General features: G+C 50.0%; 27 protein-coding genes (1 of these 27 running past the window's edge). All 27 read left to right on the top strand.

Translation table 11 applies throughout. From position 1 onward, the window contains the following. Window positions 1–351, top strand: a complete 351-nt coding sequence (locus ACN6MW_RS19870; RefSeq protein WP_028609438.1) for a type II toxin-antitoxin system PemK/MazF family toxin — start codon at window positions 1–3, stop codon at window positions 349–351. A 241-nt stretch (window positions 352–592) separates the two neighbouring features. Beyond that, window positions 593–1318 carry an SAF domain-containing protein gene (locus ACN6MW_RS19875; protein ID WP_419871753.1) on the top strand — a complete coding sequence of 242 codons (726 nt, stop codon included), beginning with the start codon at window positions 593–595 and terminating at the stop codon, window positions 1316–1318. Then, a complete protein-coding gene (locus ACN6MW_RS19880) occupies window positions 1315–2169 on the top strand; it encodes a hypothetical protein (protein ID WP_419871754.1) in 855 nt (284 codons plus the stop codon). Before ACN6MW_RS19875 ends, ACN6MW_RS19880 begins: the two co-directional genes overlap by 4 nt. A 44-nt stretch (window positions 2170–2213) precedes the next feature. Further along, window positions 2214–3539, top strand: a complete 1326-nt coding sequence (locus ACN6MW_RS19885) for an ATPase, T2SS/T4P/T4SS family (RefSeq protein WP_419876397.1) — start codon at window positions 2214–2216, stop codon at window positions 3537–3539. Beyond that, on the top strand, window positions 3532–4467 hold the full coding sequence (locus ACN6MW_RS19890) for a type II secretion system F family protein (protein ID WP_419871755.1): 936 nt from the start codon (window positions 3532–3534) through the stop codon (window positions 4465–4467). Before ACN6MW_RS19885 ends, ACN6MW_RS19890 begins: the two co-directional genes overlap by 8 nt. 13 nt (window positions 4468–4480) lie before the next feature. After that, window positions 4481–5374, top strand: a complete 894-nt coding sequence (locus tag ACN6MW_RS19895; RefSeq protein WP_419871756.1) for a hypothetical protein — start codon at window positions 4481–4483, stop codon at window positions 5372–5374. 29 nt (window positions 5375–5403) lie between these two features. After that, window positions 5404–5553 carry a hypothetical protein gene (locus tag ACN6MW_RS19900; protein WP_364153724.1) on the top strand — a complete coding sequence of 50 codons (150 nt, stop codon included), beginning with the start codon at window positions 5404–5406 and terminating at the stop codon, window positions 5551–5553. Between the two features lie 43 nt (window positions 5554–5596). After that, complete coding sequence (locus ACN6MW_RS19905; protein ID WP_419871757.1) at window positions 5597–5743, top strand: hypothetical protein; 147 nt, start codon at window positions 5597–5599, stop codon at window positions 5741–5743. Then, the gene (locus ACN6MW_RS19910; protein WP_419871758.1) at window positions 5740–6165 is read left to right on the top strand and encodes a hypothetical protein; all 426 of its coding nucleotides are present in this window, start codon (window positions 5740–5742) and stop codon (window positions 6163–6165) included. The genes ACN6MW_RS19905 and ACN6MW_RS19910 overlap by 4 nt, the downstream gene beginning before the upstream one ends. Before the next feature lie 21 nt (window positions 6166–6186). Then, a complete protein-coding gene (locus tag ACN6MW_RS19915; RefSeq protein WP_419871759.1) occupies window positions 6187–6672 on the top strand; it encodes a hypothetical protein in 486 nt (161 codons plus the stop codon). Window positions 6673–6834: 162 nt separating this feature from the next. Next, complete coding sequence (locus ACN6MW_RS19920) at window positions 6835–8055, top strand: M24 family metallopeptidase (protein ID WP_419876398.1); 1221 nt, start codon at window positions 6835–6837, stop codon at window positions 8053–8055. Window positions 8056–8076: 21 nt separating this feature from the next. Continuing rightward, on the top strand, window positions 8077–8556 hold the full coding sequence (locus ACN6MW_RS19925; protein ID WP_419871760.1) for a PH domain-containing protein: 480 nt from the start codon (window positions 8077–8079) through the stop codon (window positions 8554–8556). Further along, the gene (locus ACN6MW_RS19930; protein WP_419871761.1) at window positions 8549–10084 is read left to right on the top strand and encodes a PH domain-containing protein; all 1536 of its coding nucleotides are present in this window, start codon (window positions 8549–8551) and stop codon (window positions 10082–10084) included. Before ACN6MW_RS19925 ends, ACN6MW_RS19930 begins: the two co-directional genes overlap by 8 nt. A 143-nt stretch (window positions 10085–10227) precedes the next feature. Next, window positions 10228–10761 (top strand): RNA polymerase sigma factor SigY, encoded by a 534-nt coding sequence (gene sigY, locus ACN6MW_RS19935; RefSeq protein WP_419871762.1) that lies wholly within the window; start codon window positions 10228–10230, stop codon window positions 10759–10761. Beyond that, the gene (locus ACN6MW_RS19940) at window positions 10748–11086 is read left to right on the top strand and encodes a DUF5345 family protein (protein WP_419871763.1); all 339 of its coding nucleotides are present in this window, start codon (window positions 10748–10750) and stop codon (window positions 11084–11086) included. The genes sigY and ACN6MW_RS19940 overlap by 14 nt, the downstream gene beginning before the upstream one ends. Further along, window positions 11074–11295: a sigmaY antisigma factor component gene (locus ACN6MW_RS19945; protein WP_419871764.1), complete on the top strand. Its 222-nt coding sequence runs from the start codon at window positions 11074–11076 to the stop codon at window positions 11293–11295. The genes ACN6MW_RS19940 and ACN6MW_RS19945 overlap by 13 nt, the downstream gene beginning before the upstream one ends. 38 nt (window positions 11296–11333) lie before the next feature. Continuing rightward, complete coding sequence (locus ACN6MW_RS19950; RefSeq protein WP_364153699.1) at window positions 11334–11543, top strand: PLD nuclease N-terminal domain-containing protein; 210 nt, start codon at window positions 11334–11336, stop codon at window positions 11541–11543. Then, a complete protein-coding gene (locus ACN6MW_RS19955) occupies window positions 11540–12490 on the top strand; it encodes an ATP-binding cassette domain-containing protein (RefSeq protein ID WP_419871765.1) in 951 nt (316 codons plus the stop codon). The genes ACN6MW_RS19950 and ACN6MW_RS19955 overlap by 4 nt, the downstream gene beginning before the upstream one ends. Beyond that, the gene (locus tag ACN6MW_RS19960; protein ID WP_419871766.1) at window positions 12487–13332 is read left to right on the top strand and encodes an ABC transporter permease; all 846 of its coding nucleotides are present in this window, start codon (window positions 12487–12489) and stop codon (window positions 13330–13332) included. Before ACN6MW_RS19955 ends, ACN6MW_RS19960 begins: the two co-directional genes overlap by 4 nt. Before the next feature lie 102 nt (window positions 13333–13434). Beyond that, on the top strand, window positions 13435–13818 hold the full coding sequence (locus tag ACN6MW_RS19965) for an ATPase (RefSeq protein ID WP_419871767.1): 384 nt from the start codon (window positions 13435–13437) through the stop codon (window positions 13816–13818). 186 nt (window positions 13819–14004) lie between these two features. Further along, the gene (gene gatC, locus ACN6MW_RS19970; protein WP_364153687.1) at window positions 14005–14292 is read left to right on the top strand and encodes an Asp-tRNA(Asn)/Glu-tRNA(Gln) amidotransferase subunit GatC; all 288 of its coding nucleotides are present in this window, start codon (window positions 14005–14007) and stop codon (window positions 14290–14292) included. Between the two features lie 35 nt (window positions 14293–14327). Beyond that, window positions 14328–15785: an Asp-tRNA(Asn)/Glu-tRNA(Gln) amidotransferase subunit GatA gene (gene gatA / locus ACN6MW_RS19975; RefSeq protein WP_419871768.1), complete on the top strand. Its 1458-nt coding sequence runs from the start codon at window positions 14328–14330 to the stop codon at window positions 15783–15785. Window positions 15786–15821: 36 nt separating this feature from the next. Then, a complete protein-coding gene (gene gatB / locus ACN6MW_RS19980; RefSeq protein WP_419871769.1) occupies window positions 15822–17261 on the top strand; it encodes an Asp-tRNA(Asn)/Glu-tRNA(Gln) amidotransferase subunit GatB in 1440 nt (479 codons plus the stop codon). Between the two features lie 144 nt (window positions 17262–17405). After that, window positions 17406–18116 (top strand): MgtC/SapB family protein, encoded by a 711-nt coding sequence (locus tag ACN6MW_RS19985; protein ID WP_419871770.1) that lies wholly within the window; start codon window positions 17406–17408, stop codon window positions 18114–18116. Continuing rightward, a complete protein-coding gene (locus ACN6MW_RS19990; protein ID WP_419871771.1) occupies window positions 18098–20023 on the top strand; it encodes a DUF4097 family beta strand repeat-containing protein in 1926 nt (641 codons plus the stop codon). The genes ACN6MW_RS19985 and ACN6MW_RS19990 overlap by 19 nt, the downstream gene beginning before the upstream one ends. 75 nt (window positions 20024–20098) lie before the next feature. Next, entirely contained in the window at window positions 20099–20533 is a 435-nt protein-coding gene (perR, locus tag ACN6MW_RS19995; RefSeq protein WP_419871772.1) for a peroxide-responsive transcriptional repressor PerR, read from the top strand. A gap of 109 nt (window positions 20534–20642) precedes the next feature. Next, window positions 20643–22280: the 5' portion of a glycosyl hydrolase family 18 protein gene (locus ACN6MW_RS20000; RefSeq protein WP_419871773.1), read on the top strand. The gene runs 99 nt beyond the window's last position; the window shows 1638 of its 1737 coding nt (coding positions 1–1638); its start codon is at window positions 20643–20645; its stop codon lies off the right edge, out of view.

Genomic DNA, 22280 nt, shown 5'->3' on the forward strand with positions numbered 1-22280 from the left:
TTGATTGTAAAACGTGGTGATGTTTTTTTTGCGGATTTATCGCCTGTCGTCGGATCGGAGCAGGGCGGAGTTCGCCCCGTGCTGGTCATTCAAAATGATATTGGGAACCGGTTCAGCCCTACGGTCATCGTTGCTGCGATAACGGCTCAAATCCAGAAGGCGAAGCTGCCCACCCATGTTGAAATGGATGCAGCTGCACATGGCTTTGACCGGGACTCCGTTGTGCTTCTCGAGCAGATTCGGACCATCGATAAGCAAAGATTAACGGACAAAATTACGCATTTGGATGATGAAACGATGCGTAAGGTTGATGATGCTTTATTAATCAGCGTAGGCTTAATTGATTTTTAACGGGTGAAGGCTATTTAGCAATTGAAGGGCGGCCTTCTGCTGAATGCCTTTTTTTGTTGCATTTTACAGGAAATTGATGAAATTGGTAAAATAATGATAGACAAATGAAATTTGTATTGCTATTATGAACTCAATTACTTTTGCAAACCTATATATGAGCACTATTATGCGAAGAACGCACGCAGTACGCCTTAGATGGCTGCTGGTGCGTTCTTTTTTTTATGCTCAGAGAGGAGTGACGATGAAGAAGAGAAGAAATGCCATCATCAGCCTGACAGCCGCAGTGCTTTCCGCAAGCTTAGTTTACGGCATGTACGAGCTTCAGCGTATCCAGATCGAGAACGAGGAAACGGTAGCGGTACTTGTGCCGAAGCGCTTTATTGGGGCGGGAGAGCGGCTGAAGGAAAGTGATCTTGAGTATAAAATGGTTCCGCAAACCGCATTCGTCCCGGATATGGTCGTCAAGCTGGAACAGGCTGCAGGAAAAGAAACGGTTATACCTCTGGGCAAAGGGGAGCCGCTTTTGATATGGAAGGTCGACGATTTTTATTTGCAGCCCAGACGTTCGGAATCAACCTTTCAAATTCCGAAGGAGTATATCCGTTCCATTTCAAACGGCATCAGGGCAGGGGATAAGGTACAGCTTTTTGTTTCGGGAGAAGGGTCGCCCTCTGAGCGGCTCTTCACGGAAGCGGTAACCGTAGCCTCGGTGAAATCATCGGGTAACGTCGAAATCGATAATCTCGAGAACCCGAACTTGTTCTCGCGGGCCGAGGGAAACAAAGAGCAGATGTACGCATCCAGGCGCGAGGCTAACGGCATGATTGAATATTTGAATTTAAATCTAACGGAGGCACAATGGCTCCTGCTGGACGGCTTGTGTAAAAGCGGCTCTTCGAAGCTGGTTGTTGCATATAGCCCGGAATCGCTTGATCTGAAGATGGGCGAAGAGGGGGAAGGGCGGTGAATGAGGCCTTAGCGCCACATGCTGTTTTTATTGGCACAACCCCTAATATTGGAACGACGGCAGCGGCGTTTGCTGCAGCCTGCCGGATAGGAGAAGCAAGCGGCAAACCGATCGGTTATTTATGCCTTAACCTCAAGAGCGCGAAGATTCACCGCTATATCGGCGTTGGCGAGCCGCTTGTTACGCTCGACAAGCTGCGTCCCGAGCTTCGGTCTTATACGCTGACGCCGGACAAGCTGCGCAGAGCCGCGTACACCGTTCCGAGCCAACCGAATGTGCAGGTGCTGTTTGGCAATCTGCTGAGAGACCAAGCCGAGTATTTTACGCCGGAAGAAGCGGATCATTTGCTAACGGTCGCTGAACAGACCTTCGCGTTTGTAGTCATCGATGTGGGCGCATATTGGGATAACGCGGCTACGATATGCTCGATTCGAAGGGCTGGCACGCGCATTCTCGTTACCACGCCGGCTTTGTCCCATTTTCAAGAAGATGGAAAACGCTGGATTGGCCAGGTTTCGCCATTATTCGGGATTGCTCCCGAGCTGTACGATACAGTCATCATTAATGGACCATGGAAAAATGGAGGTTATCAGATGAAGCATATTTGTAAAGAGCTTGGAACCTCGGCACTCGGTCAGCTGCAATTAAGCGAGCCGGTCTTTAGCCAATTGGATAACGGGATGTATGCAGAGTGGCTGAAAACGGATCTGGAGGGCAGGAAAGCGATGAAAGAACCTGCGAATGCGATCATGCGCCGGCATGGCATTCGAAGCATGGCGACATCCGTAGCTGTGCAGCCTTGGTATCGCAAGCTTCTTACCCATCGCAATGGCAATGGTACAGGCTCGTGACCGCGCAGCCAAATCGGTTTTCACCCTCTGAATTTGCTGCTCAAATGCAATCGGAGCGGGAGAAGCTTGATCATGAACCGGCTTCACCTTACTTAGCAGCAGATGCGCAAGGGGAATTCGCGAGCCTTGCGGATGACATCCGATCCTATTTAAGCGCCCCGCATGGATTGGGTGAAGAAGACCGCAGGCAGTATAGCGAGACGCTCAATCGCGCGGTGCTTGGGTATTCGCAGGAGCGGGAGCAGGTGCTGGCCGTCATTACGGATCGGTTGATTAGGCTGCGTATCCACGGTACAGCAAATGTGCGGCATCCGTTTCAAACCTTAGCAGAAGCCTTGTTCGCGGAGGTTATAGGACTAAATGTACTGGAATTAGTGCTTGCGGATAAGGACGGCTTGGAGGAGATACAGGTTGTGGGCGTCCAAATCTTTATCGTGAAAAATGGCGTTACGACGTCTTCGCCTTACCGCTTTGACAGTATCCGTGAGGTTGAGCGCATTCAGCAAAATTTGGTTTTGTACAATAATGACCGCATTAATCCGCGGAAGCGATGGGCAGAAGTCATGCTGCGGGATGGATCTCGCGTAACGATGACAGGCTTTGGCTTCACGGCAAGCCCGACCTTGACGATTCGCTTCTATACCGTGCGCAGCTTCAGCCTGGAGACGCTGGGCAGCCCGGCATATAGAACGTTGAACGAGCAAATACAAGTCTTGCTCAAAGCGATATTGGCTGCACGGTTTAATGTTGTCATCATCGGCCCGACAAATTCGGGCAAAACCAATCTGATGAAGGCGCTGATTGCGGAGCTCCCCGACGAAGAGCGGATCATCACGATCGAGGGGCGGTTCGAGATGATGCTCGGGCGTGATTTTCCAAGCAAAAACGTGGTGGAATACATGACGGATGAAGAGGATAGCTATCACCGTTCGGACCAGGCCTTCAAGCTCGCGCTAAGGCAATCGCCCCAGCGTATCATTCATGCCGAGATACGCGATTTGGATGCGAACATATACGTTCGTGCTTGTACGCGGGGACATTCCGGGAGCATGACAACCGTGCACGCGAATCGGCTGGAGGATGTACCGGAGGCCATCACGGATATGTGCATGCTTGACGGCAGAGGCATGAATGCCGAACGGCTGGCCAAACGCATCACGCAATATGTGACGGAGGTCGGCATTGAAATGAGCCATTTGCGAGGACGACGAGTCATTAGCCGCATTGGAGAGCTGTGCTGGGAGGATGGACAAGCGCATGTGAGGGACTGGGTGCGGTTCGACGAGGCGACGGACAACTGGCTGTTCCCGGCGCCGCCTTCCGAGGCGGCAGTCAGCAGGCTTGCGGCCGGAGGCAGCCGCCATGAATGAACTGTCTACCGCAGCGCTGGCAGGGCTAATATTTTGCTTCCTATATATCGCCATCTTTAATCTGCTGCTGCTTTGGTCGAGGGAACAGCAGCTCGTCAGCAAGCTTGCGTATCGGACGAATGGCAGCTTGCGTATACGTGTAGCAGAGCGCTTTAAGCGTTTTGTATGGCTGCACCGGCATTTGTCGGATTTGCTGGAAACGCTGCGCTTGCAAATAACGCCGGCTTCCTTCGCGTGTATATCCGGTTTGCTGCTGCTTGCGGGCATCGCCGGCGGCGGTATTTTCTTTCAAAGCATCAAAGGGACCTTGTTGTTTGGCGCATTGCTGGGCGCATTGCCCTACACGGTTCTAAGGACGCTGCTGGTACACCGCCGGATGCAGACGCAAATGGATTTTTTGCCTGCGGTGGAGCTTTTTTATCAATGCTACCTCGTAACGGGCGAGCGGCAAGTGCGGGTAGCGCTGCAGCGCACGGTCGAGGAGCGGAGATTGCTCGGTCCGATGCAATCCGTATTCGAACAGCTGTATCGCAATTTGTCCGTGCGCGGCGATGATGAAGCGAGCCTCAGACTGCTTGCTGCATCGCTCGGTCATTTATGGGCGGATTATTTTGTTCATATTTTACGGGTGGCTCTTGTGGAGGGAGTATCCGTATCGGATAGCTTAAAGGAGCTTCTTACCGATATGCGTAAAGCTAGACGCGCGAATGAGCAGGAACGCAATCGTCTGTTGGAAATACGCGTAGCGAATTTCTCTCCGCTTTTATTCCTCGCTTTATTTATTGGAATCAATCTGCGATACAACAAGGATAACGCTTACTATTATTATGTCATTGATCCAATGGGCCGGGATATGCTGCTCAATGCGGCAGTTTTGATTTTCGCGTCATTCCTTATGGGACTATGGCTGTCTCGCAAAAAAATGTGAAAGGAGGCCTTATATGCCGGCGTGGACAGAGGGAATGTTTAGTTTTGTTTTTTTAGTTGGCCAGTACCTATTCGGTATGGCTGCGATTTATGCGCTGCTGCAGCTTTGGCCCGAGCGTCCTGCCAGATGGAAGCATCTGACTTACGTAACCGGTTGGCGCACGAGGCAGGTGCCGGATAAATGGCTGCGGCTGGCCTTTCTCTCAAGACAGCAGGCCTCCTTTATGGAAAGAGAGCTCCTGCTTGCCGGCTGCGGAATAACGGCGGATGCAGCTTGGTATGTTTTCGCAAGAAGAGTGCTTTTTTGTGTAAGCGGCGTGTTGGTTATGATCGTTGCGGTATGGCATGAGCGGCTAAACCCGTATATTCCGATCTCGTATGCCGGTCCCGCCTTGCTTTTGATTATGCTGTTGATTTATATGGACTTGGCATGGCTGCGCTCGATTCGTAAAATGCGCGCATTGCAGGTGACCAAAGAAATCTTTGTCATCAGCAAGCAGCTGCTTTACTTATCGGATTCCTCGCTGCATGTCCACGCGAAGCTGCTTCGCTGCATCCCATTCACGCGGGCGATACGCCTCGACCTAGAGCGGCTATTGGCGGAGTGGTATCATGATGCGGCAGGCGCTCTCCAGCGCTTTAAGCAGCGTTTAGGTACGGAAGAGGGCATGAGCTTTGTCGAAACGCTCGATGCCCTACGGTTGCATGAGAGTCCGCAATATTATGAGCTGCTTCGCGTAAGGATCGAAGATTATAAGGAGAAAATCGACCTGGCCAAAGAAAGCCGCAAGGAATCCGCCTCTTATATTTTATTCGTTATCGCGGGCATACCGATTTTGTATACCTTCCAAATATTTATTTATCCCTGGGTAAGAGAAGGCCAGAAGCTGTTCCAATCTCTTAATTGAAATCATTTTTTGCGGAAGGAGGTGGAGGCATGCGTAATATTTTAATGACCGTTATGATGCTTGTAGTCGTAATCGTCTTATTCAACACGATTATCGCCCAGGATGCGACCGGAACAAGCAGCCAAATCGAGTCGCAAGGAACATCGGCAAACACACGGATCAGCCAGATGCTTCCGTAATCACTCTGAGCTATATTGGCCAAAGCTAGCGGAGGTGTTTATTTTGCGAGGAATACTAATCTCAATGCTGCTGCTTGTGACGGTGCTCATTTGCTACCAAGCCGTTGCCGAAGGCGACACAGGAATGAAGAAGCAAATGGATGGCGCCGGCAGCTCGGTGAGCACTCATATCAGGAGCATGAGCCCGTGAAGCAAATATTGATTTTTGTCCTGTTTGCGGCCCTATTGTGCTGGCTCATGTTCTCTCCGATCTATAAGCATGTCCTAATTGTCAGGCAAGCGGTTTTGCAGCAGGAGGTCGATTATCTTCTGGAAGTTGGGGCGAGCGGAACCTATGGCTATATCAGTGAGGAGATGCAGGAGCAGTCAAGGCAGCGCTTGGCCCGCTTTGGAATGCGGCCAGACGATATCAGCTTCGAGCTGGCTGCGACGAGCGGACTTGCGGCGTCGGATCCCAATGCGCCGCTGCTGCGAGGGACGGGAATATCGCTTGCGATGAGCTACCCGTACGAGGATTTATTTGAAATTGACCGCTTAATAGGTTTGACGCCTCCCCTGCCGAGTGAGCGCATGCGGGCGTTTGGCATGAAAATGAGCGAATATGTGCCATAAACGGAGGAAGCGGGTGTATCTTTGTACAAGCTGCTGCTTATCGTCGTTATGATGTCGGTCTGGCTCTCGATTCATCTGCTGCAGGTAGAGGAAGAGCTCGCCATGAAAACCTTATTTCAAGGCAAGCATGCCGTTAACCGGGCTGCGCATGCGGCGGCACAGCAGCTTGATACGGCTGCGCTCGGGGAAGGTTTAATATCCCTTGCACCCGATAAGGCCGCTGCGGCGGCAGCTTTGTATTTACAGGAGAATTTGCAGCTGGATGAAAGCGGCGCGCCGCTGCCGGGATCTTTTTTGAAGCAGCAGGTTGAGCTGGTCCTGTTTAAGATTGTAAATGCAGACGAAACCTTTCCTTACACGTACCGGAATGAGGCTTATGATTATGAGGTTACATTAAAACAGCCGGGAGTCGTGATGATCGTTCATATGGTTTATCCGCGCGCCTTTCAGGTGCTCGAACCCATAGAATGGAATATTAAGGGGGCGGCAGAGCTCGTCACGGGTTGACGAAATTTTGGAAAATTGGTGTAATAAGGGGAGGGTTTTAAAATATAAGAAATTATAAAATTCAACCTTATACGTTGTTTATATTTCACCGCGAAACGAGCTGTTGCCGCCAAGTACGGCATCAGCCGTTTACGCTTGGTATAGGAGTTGATTGTCAACGTGATGGATATTGATGCTGATGTTCCGGCTGAGCTCATAAATCAGCGAATGGGACGTTTGCAGGCCGTTATGCAAGCGGAGGGCTTGGATGCGTTTCTTCTTACTCAGAATGTAGATCTTTATTATTTTTGCGGATCGATGCAAAATGGATATTTGTTTGTTCCAAGCACCGGCGACGCTACCTTTTACGTTCGGCGCAGTGTTCAGCGTGCCAAGCTGGAGACCGCTGTTCAGGTAACGGAGCTCGGTGCTTTTCGGCGAATTGGGGAAACGCTGGCCCAGGATTACGCGTATTTGTTTGGTAAAGGATCAGGGCTTCGAATAGCGGCGGATCTGGATGTGCTGCCGGCACAGCTTTACTTAAAGCTTTCGGAACTGTTGGGCTCCTCCGCGCGCTGCGAAATCGTGGACGGGTCAACCCACATACGTAAAATACGAATGATCAAATCGCCTTGGGAAGTAAGCCGGATCGAAGCGGCCGCAGAAGTTGTCGCGGAAGCGCTCAGCTCGGGGCTGAATGTGCTGAGGGAAGGAATCAGCGAGCTGGAATGGATGGCACGCGTGGAATACGAGCTTCGTATACGCGGCCACATCGGCGTAATGCGCCTGCGCGGCTACAATCAAGAGATTACGACCGGTATGGTCATCTCGGGAGCGGCTGCGGCTGTCCCGTCGTATTTTGACGGCCCAGCGGGCGGGCTTGGCCTTGGTGCGGCGTCGTCTACGAGCGTAAGCCGGTCGGTTATTAAGCGGAACGAGCCGATACTGATCGATATTGGCTGCTGCGTGGACGGTTATGTAATCGATCAGACCCGTACGGCGGTTATTGGAACGCTGCCGGCAGTGCTCCAGCATGCCTACGGGGTATCGGAATCGCTGATGGTTATGGCCGAGAAGCTGCTGGTTCCCGGCACGCCCTGCTCAAAGCTTTACGAGGCGGCTCTTGAATGCTGCGCGGCAGCTAATCTGTCCGACCATTTTATGGGCTTTGGCGCGGATCAGGCGAAATTTCTGGGACATGGCATCGGGCTGGAGATTGATGAATGGCCGGTGCTTGCCAAGGGCTTTCAAATGCCGCTGGAGCCGGGAATGGTTCTTGCGGTTGAACCGAAATTCACGTTTCCCGGTCAGGGCGTGGTGGGGATTGAGAACAGCTATCTCATTACAGAGCAGGGGCCAAGAGCGCTTACTCGTTCCAAGGCAGAGCTTATTGTGCTGCCGTAAATAAGAGGAGGAGATTCATCCATGGATCGGGATTTAACAAGGAGGCTTCATCGCGATTATATTACGGTTTACCGTATTAGCGAGCTTATTACGAACGGTATTTTTCTTGTAGTGATTATCGCTTATTTCACCTGTGCGATCATTTGGGATTGGACGCTGATTCCCGGATGGATTGCATTGTCCTTATTTATTGTTTCGCTTGTCCTGTTTACCTGGATCATCCCCCAATTGAAGTATTCGCGTTTTCAATACGAGCTGTTTGACGAAGAGCTGGAAATCCAATCCGGCGTGATCTTTCTGAGCAACGTGCTCGTTCCGATGGTGCGCGTACAGCATGTCGAGCTCGAAAGCGGGCCGCTTATGCGCAAATATGACTTAGCCAGCGTTTCCATCGTAACGGCCGCAACTACGCATCGGATCAACGGGCTTAAGCTTGGGGAGGCGCAGCAGCTCAAACGCCAAATCGGCGTTTTGGCTAAGGTGGATGATCAAGATGAATAATCGACGTACGCTGCATCCCATTTATATATTGTTTGGCCTGCTAAATACGATACGAGGCTTTATTCCGTTTATCTTAATCGGACTATTGAAAGGAACAGACTTCACGGGGCTGGATTGGTACTGGTATGCAGGCGCTGCCGCTCTTTCCTTAGTCATCCTTGCTTTCAGTTATATCGAATGGAAGCGTTTCGGGTTTTGGCTGGAGAGCGATCGGATCATTATTCGCAAAGGCTGGCTATTTAGGGATGAGAAGACGATTTATTATACCCGTATCCATTCGGTTAACGTAGAGCAGCCTCTTATTCAGAGGATTCTCAAAGTGGCGCAGGTGAAGATCGAGACGCCGGGCGGCAACAAGAAGGCGGACGGTATTCTGCCGGCGCTGTCGCTTAAGGAAGCGAATGCCATTCAACATATGCTCAAAAAACAAGCCTCGACGGCAGCCCAGCCGGAAAGCCAAACAGATACCGCCGCCATAGGAATACCAAATCAAGAAGCCGATGCTCCCCTGGTTGTGAGCATAAACCATAAACGGCTCGCGACGGAGCCTAAGGACGAAGAGGTCTCGCGTAAACCCGCATTTACGCTTCATGCGGGACAGCTGCTTCAGGCAGCCGCAACCTCTATGAATTTCGGGCTCGTTGCGGCTTTTATGGGGGGATTGTACTCCTTTGGCAATGATATTTTCAATCAGCTGCTGCCGGATCATTTTTTCGAAACGGTTGTAGAGGACTCTACAAACTTGATGCCAAGCTATTTCATTATTATAGTTATCGTGATTGCAGGAATAGGCTTTGCTTGGCTCCTCTCCATGCTGTTGTATGTGTTTAAATACAGCGGTTTTACTGTCAAAAGAGACGGCAGGCAGATTTCCGTTTCTTACGGGCTGCTCGAAAAGAAGTCTTTTGTGTTTGACCCCAAAAAGGTGCAGGCTGTCATCGTTAAAGAAGGATTGCTTCGTCAGGCTTTTGGTTATGCTGAGATTCAGCTTCAAATCGTATCTTCTGACAAGATGGAGCAGCTAATGCTGCATCCCTTCTTGAAGCGTTCCGATATACAGAAGGTGCTTGGCGATTTCGTGCCGCAGGTGAAGCATTCCCCGGCGAAAATCTTGACAGGGGCCCCTAAGCGCGCGCTGCTTTATTATGTTAGAGTCGAGCTTGTAATGGTGCTGCTGTTATGTGCAGCCTCTATTTTTTTTCTTAAGGAAGGCGGATTATGGTCGCTGCTGCTCGTACCGATTGTCATTTGGTGGAGAAGAAGCTGCTTTCTCGCGGCTGGCGTCAACTTGGAGGATGGCCAGCTCACGCTTCGCAATCGTTTCTTAACGAGATCCACTTATTTGGTTCGGCGTCCGCAAATGGTAACGATGAGGGCGAAACGCTCCATTGGACAGCAGCGCAAGCAGCTGTTAACCTTATCGGTCCATGTGATGGGGAGTCCCTTCGAATACAAAGTGAAATGTCTTGACCGCGCGGACGTAGAGCCTGTCTGGCGATGGTACAGCCGCAGTCAAATAAAAGAATAACGAATACCTTTCATAAGCTGCAGAAGAGCTTTCCGCTTCCGCAGTTTTTTATCGTGTAAATATTTTTGAAATGGAATGAACGAATTCAAGCCGATATCCGTCTAAGCTGTATAACCGAATTCGGCAAGGGAGGTCCAGCGCTCGTGCAAGACGAGACGAAGCTGATTAAGCAAGCAGTTCGGGGAGACACGCGTGCGCTCTCTGAGCTGCTGCGGCAGCATTATTCTTTTTTATATCAATACGTGCTCAAAGTAACGATGAACAAAAGCCGCGCGGAGGATGTTACGCAGGAGACAATGCTGAAAGCGATTGAGAAAATAGCGACATTTCGCGGGAAAGCTAAATTTACGACTTGGCTCATTACGATAGCCTCAAGAATCATTATTGACCGGATTCGCCGGAGCGAGCTGGAGCGGCATTGGCTGAAAGAGGAGCAATCGCTTAGGTCTATTCGTTACGATACCTTGCAGCGCGGAGAAGAATGGACTGAAGCGCTGCAAGCGCTAGGCCAGTTGAACAGCGATATTCGAATTCCGGTACTGCTCAAATATTATTACGGTTATGCGCAGGAGGAAATTTCTTTGATGCTGGATATTCCGGTCGGAACAGTAAAATCCAGGCTGCACAATGGGTTAAAACAATTGCGGAAGGAGCTGACGGAGCATGAAGAAGCCTAAAGAGGAAATTGACGATCAGCAATGGTTCAACGATCAGTTCAAGAATGCATTAACCCGGTTTGATGCTTCGCATGGGCCGGATGTTCCTGAGCTGCAGCAGTTCGAGGCGTTTGTGGATAGTCATAAGCAGGAAACGAAGAAAAAGCTGCTCAAGGAGCTGATGCTCCTGTGGGCTGCCGCTTGCTTTATTTTCGCCATCATGGTTTGGATGATTGACCGCAATTGGGTTTGGTTTGCTATTCTTCAAGCCGTTGTTGCGGCAACCGGAATTGGTTATGCCAGCTTGACGTTCGGCTTAAGGAAGGTGCGCGGATGGAAGAGCTGAAGGTACTGCCGATTTGGTTTTGGATTTTGCTCGTTATTGTCTTAATGGCACAGTCGACCTGGTTATTTATAGACGCGCGCAAACGGGAAAGCATGCCGTGGCTGTGGGGGTTATGGGGTTTAATACAAGTGCCTATGCCGATTATCTTTTACTTTCTCTTTGTTCGAAGCGGCTGGTTTAGACGCGAGGGACAAAAGGATGAAAAATGAAGCGCGGAGCATTGGTAAAATAAAGAGGGGGTTAATTTATGAAAGAAGAGCTCGTGTTATCTGAAATCTTGCCTATTATTGCGCCGATTATCGTTATCCAGTTGATTCTAATGACCATTGCGTTGATTTTATGCGCCAAGGCCGAGAGCACGCGCGGTCCTAAATGGGTTTGGGTTCTGGTCATCATATTTGTGAATCTATTCGGGCCGATTGCTTTCTTTATCGCCGGAAGGAGGAATGAGGCATGACGGAGCTTCTCCAGGTAAGGGGTTTAACCAAAACCTTCGGCACGTTTAAGGCGGTCGCAGGCATTGATTTTTCCATAACCGAAGGGCACTGCGTTGCGCTGCTTGGTCCTAACGGGGCAGGGAAGACAACGACGATACGAATGATTACGGGATTGTTAAAGCAGACAGCGGGCCATATGGTTTTCCAGGGCTCCGTTCAAGCTGGCAAGCATCGCGAGCTAATCGGCTATTTGCCGCAATCCCCTAGCTTTTATCATTGGATGACAGGCTACGAATATGTGGTTTACGCCGGGAAATTATGCGGCCTAAGCTCCGCTGCCGCCCAAAAACGAGCAAAAGAGCTGATAGAACGGGTCGGAATCTCCACTGCTGCTAAGAGACGCATCGGCTCCTATTCGGGCGGAATGAAGCAGCGGCTGGGCCTTGCTCAAGCACTCGTCCATCAGCCCAAGCTGCTCGTTATGGATGAGCCGGTCTCCGCGCTGGATCCGCTTGGGCGCAGAGAGGTGCTTGAACTGCTGCGCGAACTAAAGCAAGAAACGACTGTACTCTTCTCGACACATGTGCTGCATGATGCAGAGGAGCTGTGCGATGACGTTATCATCATTCGTGACGGGCAGGTTGCGCTGCAAGGGTCAATCGATTCTATACGGAAAGAGCACCGCAAACCGATTATCGAGCTGCAGCTCGAAAGGGACGCATATTCCGAACGCTGGTTATCCTCATTTTTGCAGAGAATGAATCAAGAGATAAAAACCGGGACAAAGGCGGGGGTATTTGAAACGGCCGAATTGGACAATAGGACTGCCCGTTTTACCGTAAATGAAGTGGACGCTGCTAGGCAGCGCCTATTGGATGAGCTGTCGCGGGAGCAAGTGAAGCTCAGCAGTCTGGCCGTAGGCCATACTACATTAGAAGACTTATTTATGAAGGTGGTGACCTCATGATCAGCGAAGCTGCGGAAAGCAGACGTCTAAGCTTACCTCAAGCGCCTTTATCTTCAGGCTTTTACCGTTATATGGTTATGGTTCAAAAAGAGCTGCTGGAGCTTGTACGGAGCTACAAGTTATTATGGGTGCCGCTTATCTTTGTTCTGCTTGGCATTATGCAGCCGGTATCGACTTATTACATGCCCGTCATCTTAGAGCATGCCGGAAGCATGCCGGAAGGAACGGTTATTGAAATTCCGAAGCCGCTGGGCACGGAGGTGTTAGCGCAAACGCTTCAACAATTCGGTACGCTGGGCGTACTTGTGCTAGTGCTCGCCTGCATGGGCACGGTATCCGGTGAGCGTAATAGCGGCGCGGCATCGCTCATTCTTGTGAAGCCGATTTCTGTACTGTCCTACATCGGCTCCAAATGGACGTCTATGCTGCTCCTTGCCTGGGGCTCGCTTACCGCAGGATATTTGGCCTCATGGTATTATACCGGGCTGCTGTTCGGCGAGATTCCGTTCTCGGGTGTGTTAAGCAGCCTGCTTGTGTACGGTCTATGGCTCTCCTTTGTTATGGCGATAACGCTTCTTTTCAGCGCCTTGCTCCGGAGTCCGGCTGCGGCTGCTTTTTCAACGCTTGGCGGGGCCATAGTGCTGTCTTTGCTGGCAGGCCTCTTCCCTAAAATTTTTGGATGGGGTCCCGGTTCGTTAAGCGGCTTCGCTTATGAATCCGTAGCTTCGGGTATAGCAAATACTAGTCGATTCGGCTGGGTGGCTGTTTCATCAATTGTCTGTATGGCAGCGGCAGTAAGCGTTTCGGCGGCGCTGCTTCGCAAAAGTTCGGCAGTGGATTAAAAAAAAGTCTGTCTATTAACTCTCTTCGATTGGACACCGCTATCATTTTTTAGTAGGATAGTAGTGAAAGAATCAGCGGCGAAGAAACGGGAGTTGAGGACGATGCTACAACTTGGCACAAAGGTCGTCATAGTGGCTGACCAATATGAACAAAACCTTCCCATCGGGGAGCATGGTTATATAATAGCTTACGACCGCAATGCGGATAATGTCTTTGATTATGTGCTGCGGGTTCCATCGGCGAATCGCAATTTCCTCATTCCGGACGAGGACGTCGAGCTTGAAGAGGTACTGATTCAAGATGAGGTTGACCGCATAGAGCGGGAGGCGCTAATCGATTTTGCACTCGCAACGCATAACGAGGAATTATTCAAACGGATCATGAACGGCGGGAACGAAGCAGAACCGGAGCTGGATAATACAGCTAAGGAACCGCTAAGTCCTGCGGACTTTATTCGGCAGGTAAATTTAAAGGCTTGGATCTAACTCGAGGCTGCGTATAGAGGACTGTTCTGCATGTCACTAACTGACTGCGGAACAGTCTTTTTTTTGATGAGTAAATAGGAATGGATGGACGCCGGGGCTGATGTTTGCCGTTTTCATTGATGTTCGCCATGCAAGTGAGATATAATAGGAAGAATGATTACAGGAATAGGAAAGGAAGAATACCTGATGAGCATTACGCCCAAGGATGTAGAGCATGTCGCGAGACTGGCGCGGTTGGAGCTTTCCGATTCGGAGAAGGACAAGTTTACGGAGCAGCTCAATGCGATTTTGAAATATGCGGAAAAGCTTAATGGCTTGGATACGGAAAATGTTGAACCGACCAGCCATGTGCTTCCGATAACGAATGTTATGCGTGCGGATGAGAATCGGCCGTCTCTGCCAATCGAGAAGGTTTTGCTGAATGCGCCGGATGATGAAGATGGACAATTTAAAGTACCTGCGGTACTTGAATAATAAGAATGGGTTTTATTTGAAGGGAGGAACTACTGTTGGCACTGTTTGATTTGCGCCTGCAGGATGTACATAACAAGCTTAACAATAAGGAACTATCCGTTTCTGAGCTGGTTAGCGCATCATATGCGAGAATTGCGGAAACTGAGCCTGCTATCCAGGCTTTTATCACATTGAACGAAGAGAATGCGCGCTTGCAAGCTTCCGAGCTGGACAAGCAGCTGCAAGAAGGCGGCGAACGCGGTTTGCTGTTCGGATTGCCGGCTGGAGTAAAGGATAACATCGTTACGGAAGGGCTGCTTACGACCTGCGCAAGCCAGTTTTTAAGCAATTACAATCCGATTTACGATGCGACCGTTGTCCGCAAGCTGAAATCTGCCCAATCCGTAACGATTGGCAAGCTGAACATGGATGAGTTCGCTATGGGCGGTTCCAATGAGAATTCGAGCTATTACCCGACGCGCAATCCATGGAATACCGAGTATGTGCCAGGCGGCTCGAGCGGCGGCTCGGCGGCATCGGTGGCAGCGGGCCAGGTATACTTCTCGCTTGGCTCCGACACTGGCGGTTCCATTCGTCAGCCGGCAGCATACTGTGGCATCGTTGGACTAAAGCCTACATACGGGCTTGTTTCGCGCTTTGGTCTCGTCGCATTTGCCTCTTCACTGGACCAAATCGGGCCGCTTACCAAAAACGTGGAAGATTCCGCTTACGTCCTGCAAGCTATTGCCGGCTACGATGCGGGTGACTCCACTTCTGCGAACGTGGAAATTCCTGACTACACCTCTGCATTGACCGGTGATGTCAAAGGCTTGCGCATCGGCGTGCCAAAAGAATACCTCGGAGCGGGCATTGACCCGCGCGTGAAGGAAGCGGTGCTAAAAGCACTAGCGGTATATGAATCGCTGGGCGCCACATGGGAAGAGGTATCGCTTCCGCATACGGATTATGCGATTGCTACTTACTATCTGCTTGCTTCCTCGGAAGCCTCGTCGAATCTGGCTCGATTTGACGGCGTGCGCTACGGCGTCCGTGCGGAAAATCCGGAAAACCTAATCGATTTGTACAAGAAATCGCGCAGCGAGGGCTTTGGCCCGGAAGTGAAGCGCCGGATCATGCTCGGAACGTATGCGCTTAGCTCCGGATATTATGATGCCTACTACTTAAAGGCGCAGAAAGTACGGACACTCATCAAGCAGGATTTTGATCAAGTGTTCAGTCAATATGATCTGATTATCGGACCTACGGCGCCGACGCCGGCATTCCGTATCGGAGAGCAAGTCGGCGATCCGTTAACGATGTATTTAAACGATATTTGTACAATACCGGTTAGCTTGGCAGGGGTTCCTGCTATAAGCGTTCCATGCGGTACGGCTGACGGCTTGCCGATCGGCTTGCAAATTATCGGGAAAGCGTTCGACGAGTCGACGGTGCTGCGCGCCGCCCATGCGTTCGAGCAGCACACGGAGCATCATAAACAACGTCCGCAGCTATAAGCGGCCATATCTACGTTTACGAAGGGATCGATACGAATGTCTGAACCGAACAAATACGAGACGGTTGTCGGGCTGGAAGTCCATGTGGAGCTGCATACGAATAGTAAGATTTTTTGCGGCTGCTCTACGGCTTTCGGCGCGCCGCCGAATACCCATACCTGTCCAGTCTGTCTTGGGCATCCCGGCGTTTTGCCGGTATTGAACCGCCAAGCGGTTGAATACGCGATGAAAGCGGCAATGGCACTTAACTGCCAAATTGCCGATATTAGCAAGTTTGACCGGAAAAACTACTTTTACCCGGATTCGCCTAAGGCCTACCAAATATCGCAATTCGATCAACCGATCGGCGAGCACGGCTGGATCGATATCGAGGTGAATGGCGAAACGAAGCGGATTGGCATTACAAGGCTGCATCTTGAAGAGGATGCAGGAAAGCTGACTCACGTAGATGGCGGCTATGCCTCCCTTGTCGATTTCAACCGTGTCGGTACGCCGCTTATCGAGATCGTGTCCGAGCCCGATATCCGCACGCCCGAAGAAGCAAAGGCTTATTTGGAGAAAATCAAAGCGATCATGCAGTATTGCGACGTTTCTGATGTGAAGATGGAGGAAGGAAGCTTGCGCTGCGACGCGAACATCAGTCTTCGTCCTTACGGTCAGAAGGAATTTGGTACGCGGGCTGAACTCAAAAACATGAACTCCTTCCGCGGCGTTCAGCGGGGACTAGAGTACGAGCAGTTCCGCCAAGCGGAAATACTTGACGGCGGCGGCGAGGTTATTCAAGAAACGCGCCGCTTTGACGATGCGCTTGGAAAATCATTCTCGATGCGCGGCAAGGAAGAAGCGCATGATTACCGCTATTTCCCGGATCCGGATCTCGTGCAGCTGCATATCAGCGAGGAGTGGAAGCAAAGCATTCGCGCCACCATTCCGGAACTGCCAGATGCGCGCAAAGCAAGATACACGGCTGATTACAGCCTTCCTGCTTATGATGCCGAGGTGATTACTTCATCCAAAAAGCTTGCTGATTTCTTTGAGGAAAGCCTGTCCTATACCAAGGATGCCAAAACCGTGTCGAACTGGATCATGGGCGATCTGCTTGGTTACTTGAATGCGAATGACCAAGAGATTTCCGATGTGAAAATTACCGGACAAGGCCTGGGCGAAATGATCGGATTGCTGGAGAAGGGCACGATTAACGGTAAAATTGCCAAAACCGTGTTCAAAGCAATGCTCGAATCCGGCAAGCTGCCAGAGCAAATCGTCGAAGAGCAAGGTCTCGTTCAAATAAGCGACGAAGGCGCTGTCCTTCAAATCGTGGATCAGATTATCGAAGCGAATCCGCAATCTGTCGAGGATTACAGAGCGGGTAAAGATAAAGCGATTGGTTTCTTGGTTGGCCAGATCATGAAAGCCTCCAAAGGGAAAGCTAATCCTGCGCTTGCGAATAAGCTGTTAATCGAACGCCTGAAATAGGCGTATCGTGCACAAAGGCGCGGTTCATCTCCCGATGAATCGCGTCTTTCTTTTTGTACAATACTCGGGTAAGAAGAGCTGTACGCTCCAATTGCTGCATACAATTATGTTACAATAGCGATTATGGAAAGGTCGGGATCGCATATGGAATTAAATCCGTTAAACAATCCATGGGATATCAGTGAGCTTCATATTTTGTTAAGATTGCTTCTTGCATTGCTGTTAGGAGGGCTCGTCGGCTTCGAACGCGAGCAGTCCAAACATGCGGCCGGGCTGCGAACCAACATATTGGTTTGTTTAGGCTCATGCTTGCTCATGCTGCTATCTATGTATGGCTTTTCGGCATTTGTCGATGAGCCGAATGTAAGGGTTGACCCTGCCCGTCTTGCAGCGGCAGTCATCACAGGCATTGGTTTCCTTGGAGCCGGAACGATATTATTTACGGGGAAGTCGATAACCGGTTTGACCACTGCGGCATCGCTTTGGGTTGTATCCGCGATTGGGCTAGCGGTAGGGGCTGGCTTCTATTTCGCTTCCGCAACAGCGACAGTTATGGTGCTCGTCACGCTATGGGCTTTTAATAAGCTGGAGAAAAGATATATCAGAGCGAAGAAAGAGCAGTTGATTAAAATCAAAGCGAAAGATCTTTCACGGGCCATGTTGGATATCAACAGCTTGATGACTGATCGGAAAATCGTGATAAAAAAAATGCTGCTGGAGGAGTGCGAGGCGGATGAAAACGGCGAACAGGTTATGCTGCAGCTCTTTATTACTTTGCCTAAATCCGAAACGCTGCTTGTGCTTCTCGACAGTATAAAGCATTTGGAGGGTGTGCGTTGGGTCAGCTCAGAATAAAACGAATGAAAAATAGGCTGCTCACTGTATTATTCGCATTCCTGATGCCAGGAGCGGGGCATATGTATACCGGGCAGCATCCGAAGGGATTATTGCTTATCGCAGCTTTTTGGCTCGATTTGACGGCCATTGTCCGGTTGGCTGATTCAGACGGCGGCAGACATTTGCTGTTAATTGTATATTTAGGCATTATGCTTCCGGTTTTTTATTTCATAAGCGTATTTGATTCCTTGCAAAGCGCGGAGGCGGTCAATCCTAATCCGGTTGCGTTAAATCTCACGCACGGTGTTTTACTTTTAGCATCAGGAAGCATTATGCTTATTTTGGTAAGGCCGCCGCAAGCTCTATTGCCTTGGATGAATGAGCTTGCGGAGCTTTGCGTGGGTCCAATCATTGTGCTGGTATCCATTTTGCTGCTGTTACGTTCACGGAAAGGGTCGGTATCTATGTTTAAGCTAGGACGTTTCACGGCTGCGGTGCTCGTACTGACCGTGGGAATATTGCTTTTGCTTGATCAAATGAATGGTAGGAATGATATTTCGCTACTTGGACAATGGTGGCCGGTCATATTTATTGTATTAGGCCTTGAAATCATAATTTTCAGCTTAAAATTTAAAGGAGCGGAGAAGAAGCTTAGACTCGACGTCGCAGGCGGAATGATTGCCCTAGTCATTACTCTGACCGCTTATGTCGTAACGCAATACGCAGATATCCCTTTCCGGTGGTTGGATCAATTTAATGTCGAACTGAACGGAACTGCCGAATATGGAGAAGAAAAGGGCTTCCAATATGACAAGGCGGTTATCAAGGTTCCGCTGGATGAAGCGGCTTCACTCATCCGTATCGTTAATCCGAATGGCCAAGTAACCGTCCGTACGGGTGACGTGCAGGAAATTGAGCTTTTGACGGCCGTATGGGTCGATGTCGCCGATAAGGAAGAAGCGGATGCGATCGCTGAGCAATCCATGGTAAAAGTCAATCCCGGAGCAGAGGTTACCCTAGAGGCTAAAGGGCAATCCTATGGTACAAATGGCGGTAGAAAGCCGAGAATGAACATGCTTATCACCGTGCCTATGTCGCTTTCTGATCAAGTAAAGGCGGAGGAAGCGCCAACGGAGACGCCGGTGCAAACGGACTTGACCGGCATTCTCGATGCGGCAAACGTGAATAGCTTAGAGATGCCATTTCCAATTGTTGCAGCAGATGAAGATTATGCATTGCCTTTGGCAACGGATACAAATTCGGGCGGTGTGACGGAGCAGACACCTGAACCGACGGAGGAGCCGAAGCCTGCTTTGAAGCTGAGCGTGGAAGCGGATAACGGTTCGGTTGAAATTAAGGATTTGACGCTGCCCGGCGGCTTAGACATTCGCAGCAACAGCGGAATTATTTCAGTAAGCAACATTAACGGCTCTTTGACCGTCAAAGGTAATAATGGCAGCATTACCGTAAACGGCATAACGGGAGATTCCAGCCTGGAGACGAAGAACGGCACGATTACCGCAGCAAAAATCCAAGGCAAGCTTTTCGCCAATACGCTGAACGGAAGCTTGGAAATCAAGGATATAACAGGTAACATCGAGGCCGAAACGAAAAACGGAAAAATTAAAGTGGACGGAGCGGACTCTTCCGTAAAAGCGGATACGCTCAACGGCAGCATAGAGCTGAGCAGCGATAAGGTTGGCGGCGATTGGGATTTGGACAGCTCGGTTGGCGAAGTGAAGCTTGCGATGCCCGAGGATGGTCATTTTACGGTTTACGGATCGGTAACTTTCGGTAATATTACGACGGAGCTGCCGCTGGAGGTAAGTAAGAAAACCATACGCGGATCAATAGGCGAGGGCACTTACCGAATCCAAATCAATGCAACGAACAGCATTTCGATCAGGCAATTTGGGCGATCTTAATAAGGCGCTTTCATTGACAAACGCTTAAATTAGAACGTACAATAGCTGTAACTACTAAGGAAAGGCGTGAGGGGAATGGGAGCCAGCGTTAACTTAGCACTTGAGCAACTGAAGATGAATGGCGTCCGTATGACCCCGCAACGTCACGCCATATTAAGCTACTTGATGGACTCCATGTCCCATCCGACTGCAGATGAAATTTATAAAGCGCTCTCTCCAATTTATCCAAGCATGAGCGTGGCTACCATATATAATAATCTGCGTTTATTTGTAGAAGCTGGATTAGTGCGTGAGCTGACATATGGCGATGATTCTAGCCGTTTTGATTCGGATTTATCCGATCATTACCATGCCATTTGCAAAAATTGCGGTTCCATCGTGGACTTTGATTATCCGCCGCTGCTTGAAGTTGAGCGCGCCGCATCACGGGTGACGGGGTTTGTAGTTGAGGGCCACCGGATGGAAATATACGGGCTATGCTCGACATGCAATACCGCAACAACGAAATAATGATTTTCAAGCCAAAAAAAAAAGAACGTGCCGGGGAGCGATTCAACGCTAATCAGCACGTTTTTTATTGCCGGTAGAGCAAACAGAAAGCATATAGGAGAGTGATGTTTTGGAAACGATTTACAACCGAGCGCCGCGCCGCAGAGGAAACCGGGGTGCCCGGAGCATTGCGTTATTATTTTTGGCGGGAGTACTGGCCGTTTTTTGCTGGTATGGCTATATGCGCTATATTCCAAATAACGAAAAGACAGAGCCGGACTATCAATTCGAGCATCCGATTTTTGTTCGGGGCACAGAAGCCGCCGATGGAGCCATTGTGGAAAATAACGAAGTAAAGCTGCCGCTTTCGGTTCTCGAACAGGTACTCGGTGCGGACAAGCCTATCCGGTATGAACCTGATTCGGGCTCCATTATTTTGACCACGGCTAATAAAGTGCTTCATCTTAAAACGGATTCATTATCGGCTAAAATAAATCAGAAGCCTTATAATTTAACGATTACCGCTGAAAAAGCGGGCGATACGGTTTACATCCCAGCGGAGCCTTTAGAGGAACTGTACGGTTTGCAAGTCGAATTTAGGCAAGATACAGGTACGGTTACTTTATTGTCAGAAGGGGACTCGATCCAATTAGGAGAGACAGCGTCATCCAAGAAAGACGCGGCTGTACGTACCGAACCGACGATCCGAGCGCCCTTTATACAAAAAATCCCCCAGGGCCAACCGTTTAGAATTTGGAAGGAGCAGGAAGGCTGGCTTCTTGTCCAAAGCGGAGATGGACTGACCGGCTACATGAACAAAAACGACGTGAAGCTGACGGACATCGACCAAATCCCTGCAAAAGCCGAGGAGAAACCGTTCATTGCTTGGAAGGTGCTCGGCAACAAAATCAATATGACTTGGGAAGCTGTTTACGATCGTAAGATCGACACGGCTAAGATCCCCGCCATGCAAGGCTTGAATGTCGTTAGTCCAACCTGGTTTGCGCTTGCGGATGATAAAGGTACGATCAAAGGCAAGGCTGATCCTGCTTACATGAACTGGGCTCACAAGCAAGGTCTGCAGGTTTGGGCGCTATTCAGCAATGATTTCGAACCTGAGCGTACGACCAAAGCATTAGCCACGGCAGCAACGCGATTTTCAATGATCCAACAGCTGATCGGGTTCGCGCAGGTTTATGGCTTGCAAGGAATTAATTTGGATTTTGAGAATGTGCACACCTCCGATAGAGCCAACTTTGTGCAGTTTGTCCGTGAACTCACGCCGCTGCTGCACGAACAGGGCCTTGTTGTATCGGTTGACGTAACGCCAAAATCGAATAGTGAAATGTGGTCATTGTTTCTGGACCGCGCGGCCTTAGGCGGAATTGTAGATTATATGATGGTCATGGCTTACGATGAGCATTGGGCATCAAGTCCGAAGGCGGGTTCGGTTGCTTCTCTCCCTTGGACTGAGAGCTCTGTGGTTCGCATTATGCAGGAGGACGGTGTTCCTTCTAATAAGCTCATACTCAGCATGCCGTTATATACCCGCATATGGACCGAGAAAAAGGGGGCGGACGGTAAGGTTACCGTTACTTCTAAGGCAGTCGGGATGGAGCGTATCAAGGAAATTATTAATGAGAAGAAGCTAAAGCCGGTTTTTGATGCAGCGGCTGGCCAAAATTACGTGGAATACAAGGAAGACGGAAACTTAACTCGAATTTGGATTGAGGACGATGTATCTATTAAAGCCCGCGTTGCTCTCGTT

The organism is Pristimantibacillus sp. PTI5 (genome assembly GCF_048572955.1).
Lineage (GTDB): Bacteria > Bacillota > Bacilli > Paenibacillales > Paenibacillaceae > Pristimantibacillus.

Coding starts and splice junctions, on each gene's coding strand:
- ACN6MW_RS19895 (WP_419871756.1), top strand. CDS start 4,481: ATGCCGGCGTGGACAGAGGGAATGTTTAGTTTTGTTTTTTTAGTTGGC.
- ACN6MW_RS19875 (WP_419871753.1), top strand. CDS start 593: ATGAAGAAGAGAAGAAATGCCATCATCAGCCTGACAGCCGCAGTGCTT.
- gatB (WP_419871769.1), top strand. CDS start 15,822: ATGTCTGAACCGAACAAATACGAGACGGTTGTCGGGCTGGAAGTCCAT.
- perR (WP_419871772.1), top strand. CDS start 20,099: ATGGGAGCCAGCGTTAACTTAGCACTTGAGCAACTGAAGATGAATGGC.
- ACN6MW_RS19955 (WP_419871765.1), top strand. CDS start 11,540: ATGACGGAGCTTCTCCAGGTAAGGGGTTTAACCAAAACCTTCGGCACG.
- ACN6MW_RS19885 (WP_419876397.1), top strand. CDS start 2,214: ATGCAATCGGAGCGGGAGAAGCTTGATCATGAACCGGCTTCACCTTAC.
- ACN6MW_RS19965 (WP_419871767.1), top strand. CDS start 13,435: ATGCTACAACTTGGCACAAAGGTCGTCATAGTGGCTGACCAATATGAA.
- ACN6MW_RS19890 (WP_419871755.1), top strand. CDS start 3,532: ATGAATGAACTGTCTACCGCAGCGCTGGCAGGGCTAATATTTTGCTTC.
- ACN6MW_RS19900 (WP_364153724.1), top strand. CDS start 5,404: ATGCGTAATATTTTAATGACCGTTATGATGCTTGTAGTCGTAATCGTC.
- ACN6MW_RS19940 (WP_419871763.1), top strand. CDS start 10,748: ATGAAGAAGCCTAAAGAGGAAATTGACGATCAGCAATGGTTCAACGAT.
- ACN6MW_RS19920 (WP_419876398.1), top strand. CDS start 6,835: ATGGATATTGATGCTGATGTTCCGGCTGAGCTCATAAATCAGCGAATG.
- ACN6MW_RS19945 (WP_419871764.1), top strand. CDS start 11,074: ATGGAAGAGCTGAAGGTACTGCCGATTTGGTTTTGGATTTTGCTCGTT.
- ACN6MW_RS19985 (WP_419871770.1), top strand. CDS start 17,406: ATGGAATTAAATCCGTTAAACAATCCATGGGATATCAGTGAGCTTCAT.
- gatC (WP_364153687.1), top strand. CDS start 14,005: ATGAGCATTACGCCCAAGGATGTAGAGCATGTCGCGAGACTGGCGCGG.
- ACN6MW_RS19960 (WP_419871766.1), top strand. CDS start 12,487: ATGATCAGCGAAGCTGCGGAAAGCAGACGTCTAAGCTTACCTCAAGCG.
- ACN6MW_RS19925 (WP_419871760.1), top strand. CDS start 8,077: ATGGATCGGGATTTAACAAGGAGGCTTCATCGCGATTATATTACGGTT.
- ACN6MW_RS19950 (WP_364153699.1), top strand. CDS start 11,334: ATGAAAGAAGAGCTCGTGTTATCTGAAATCTTGCCTATTATTGCGCCG.
- ACN6MW_RS19930 (WP_419871761.1), top strand. CDS start 8,549: ATGAATAATCGACGTACGCTGCATCCCATTTATATATTGTTTGGCCTG.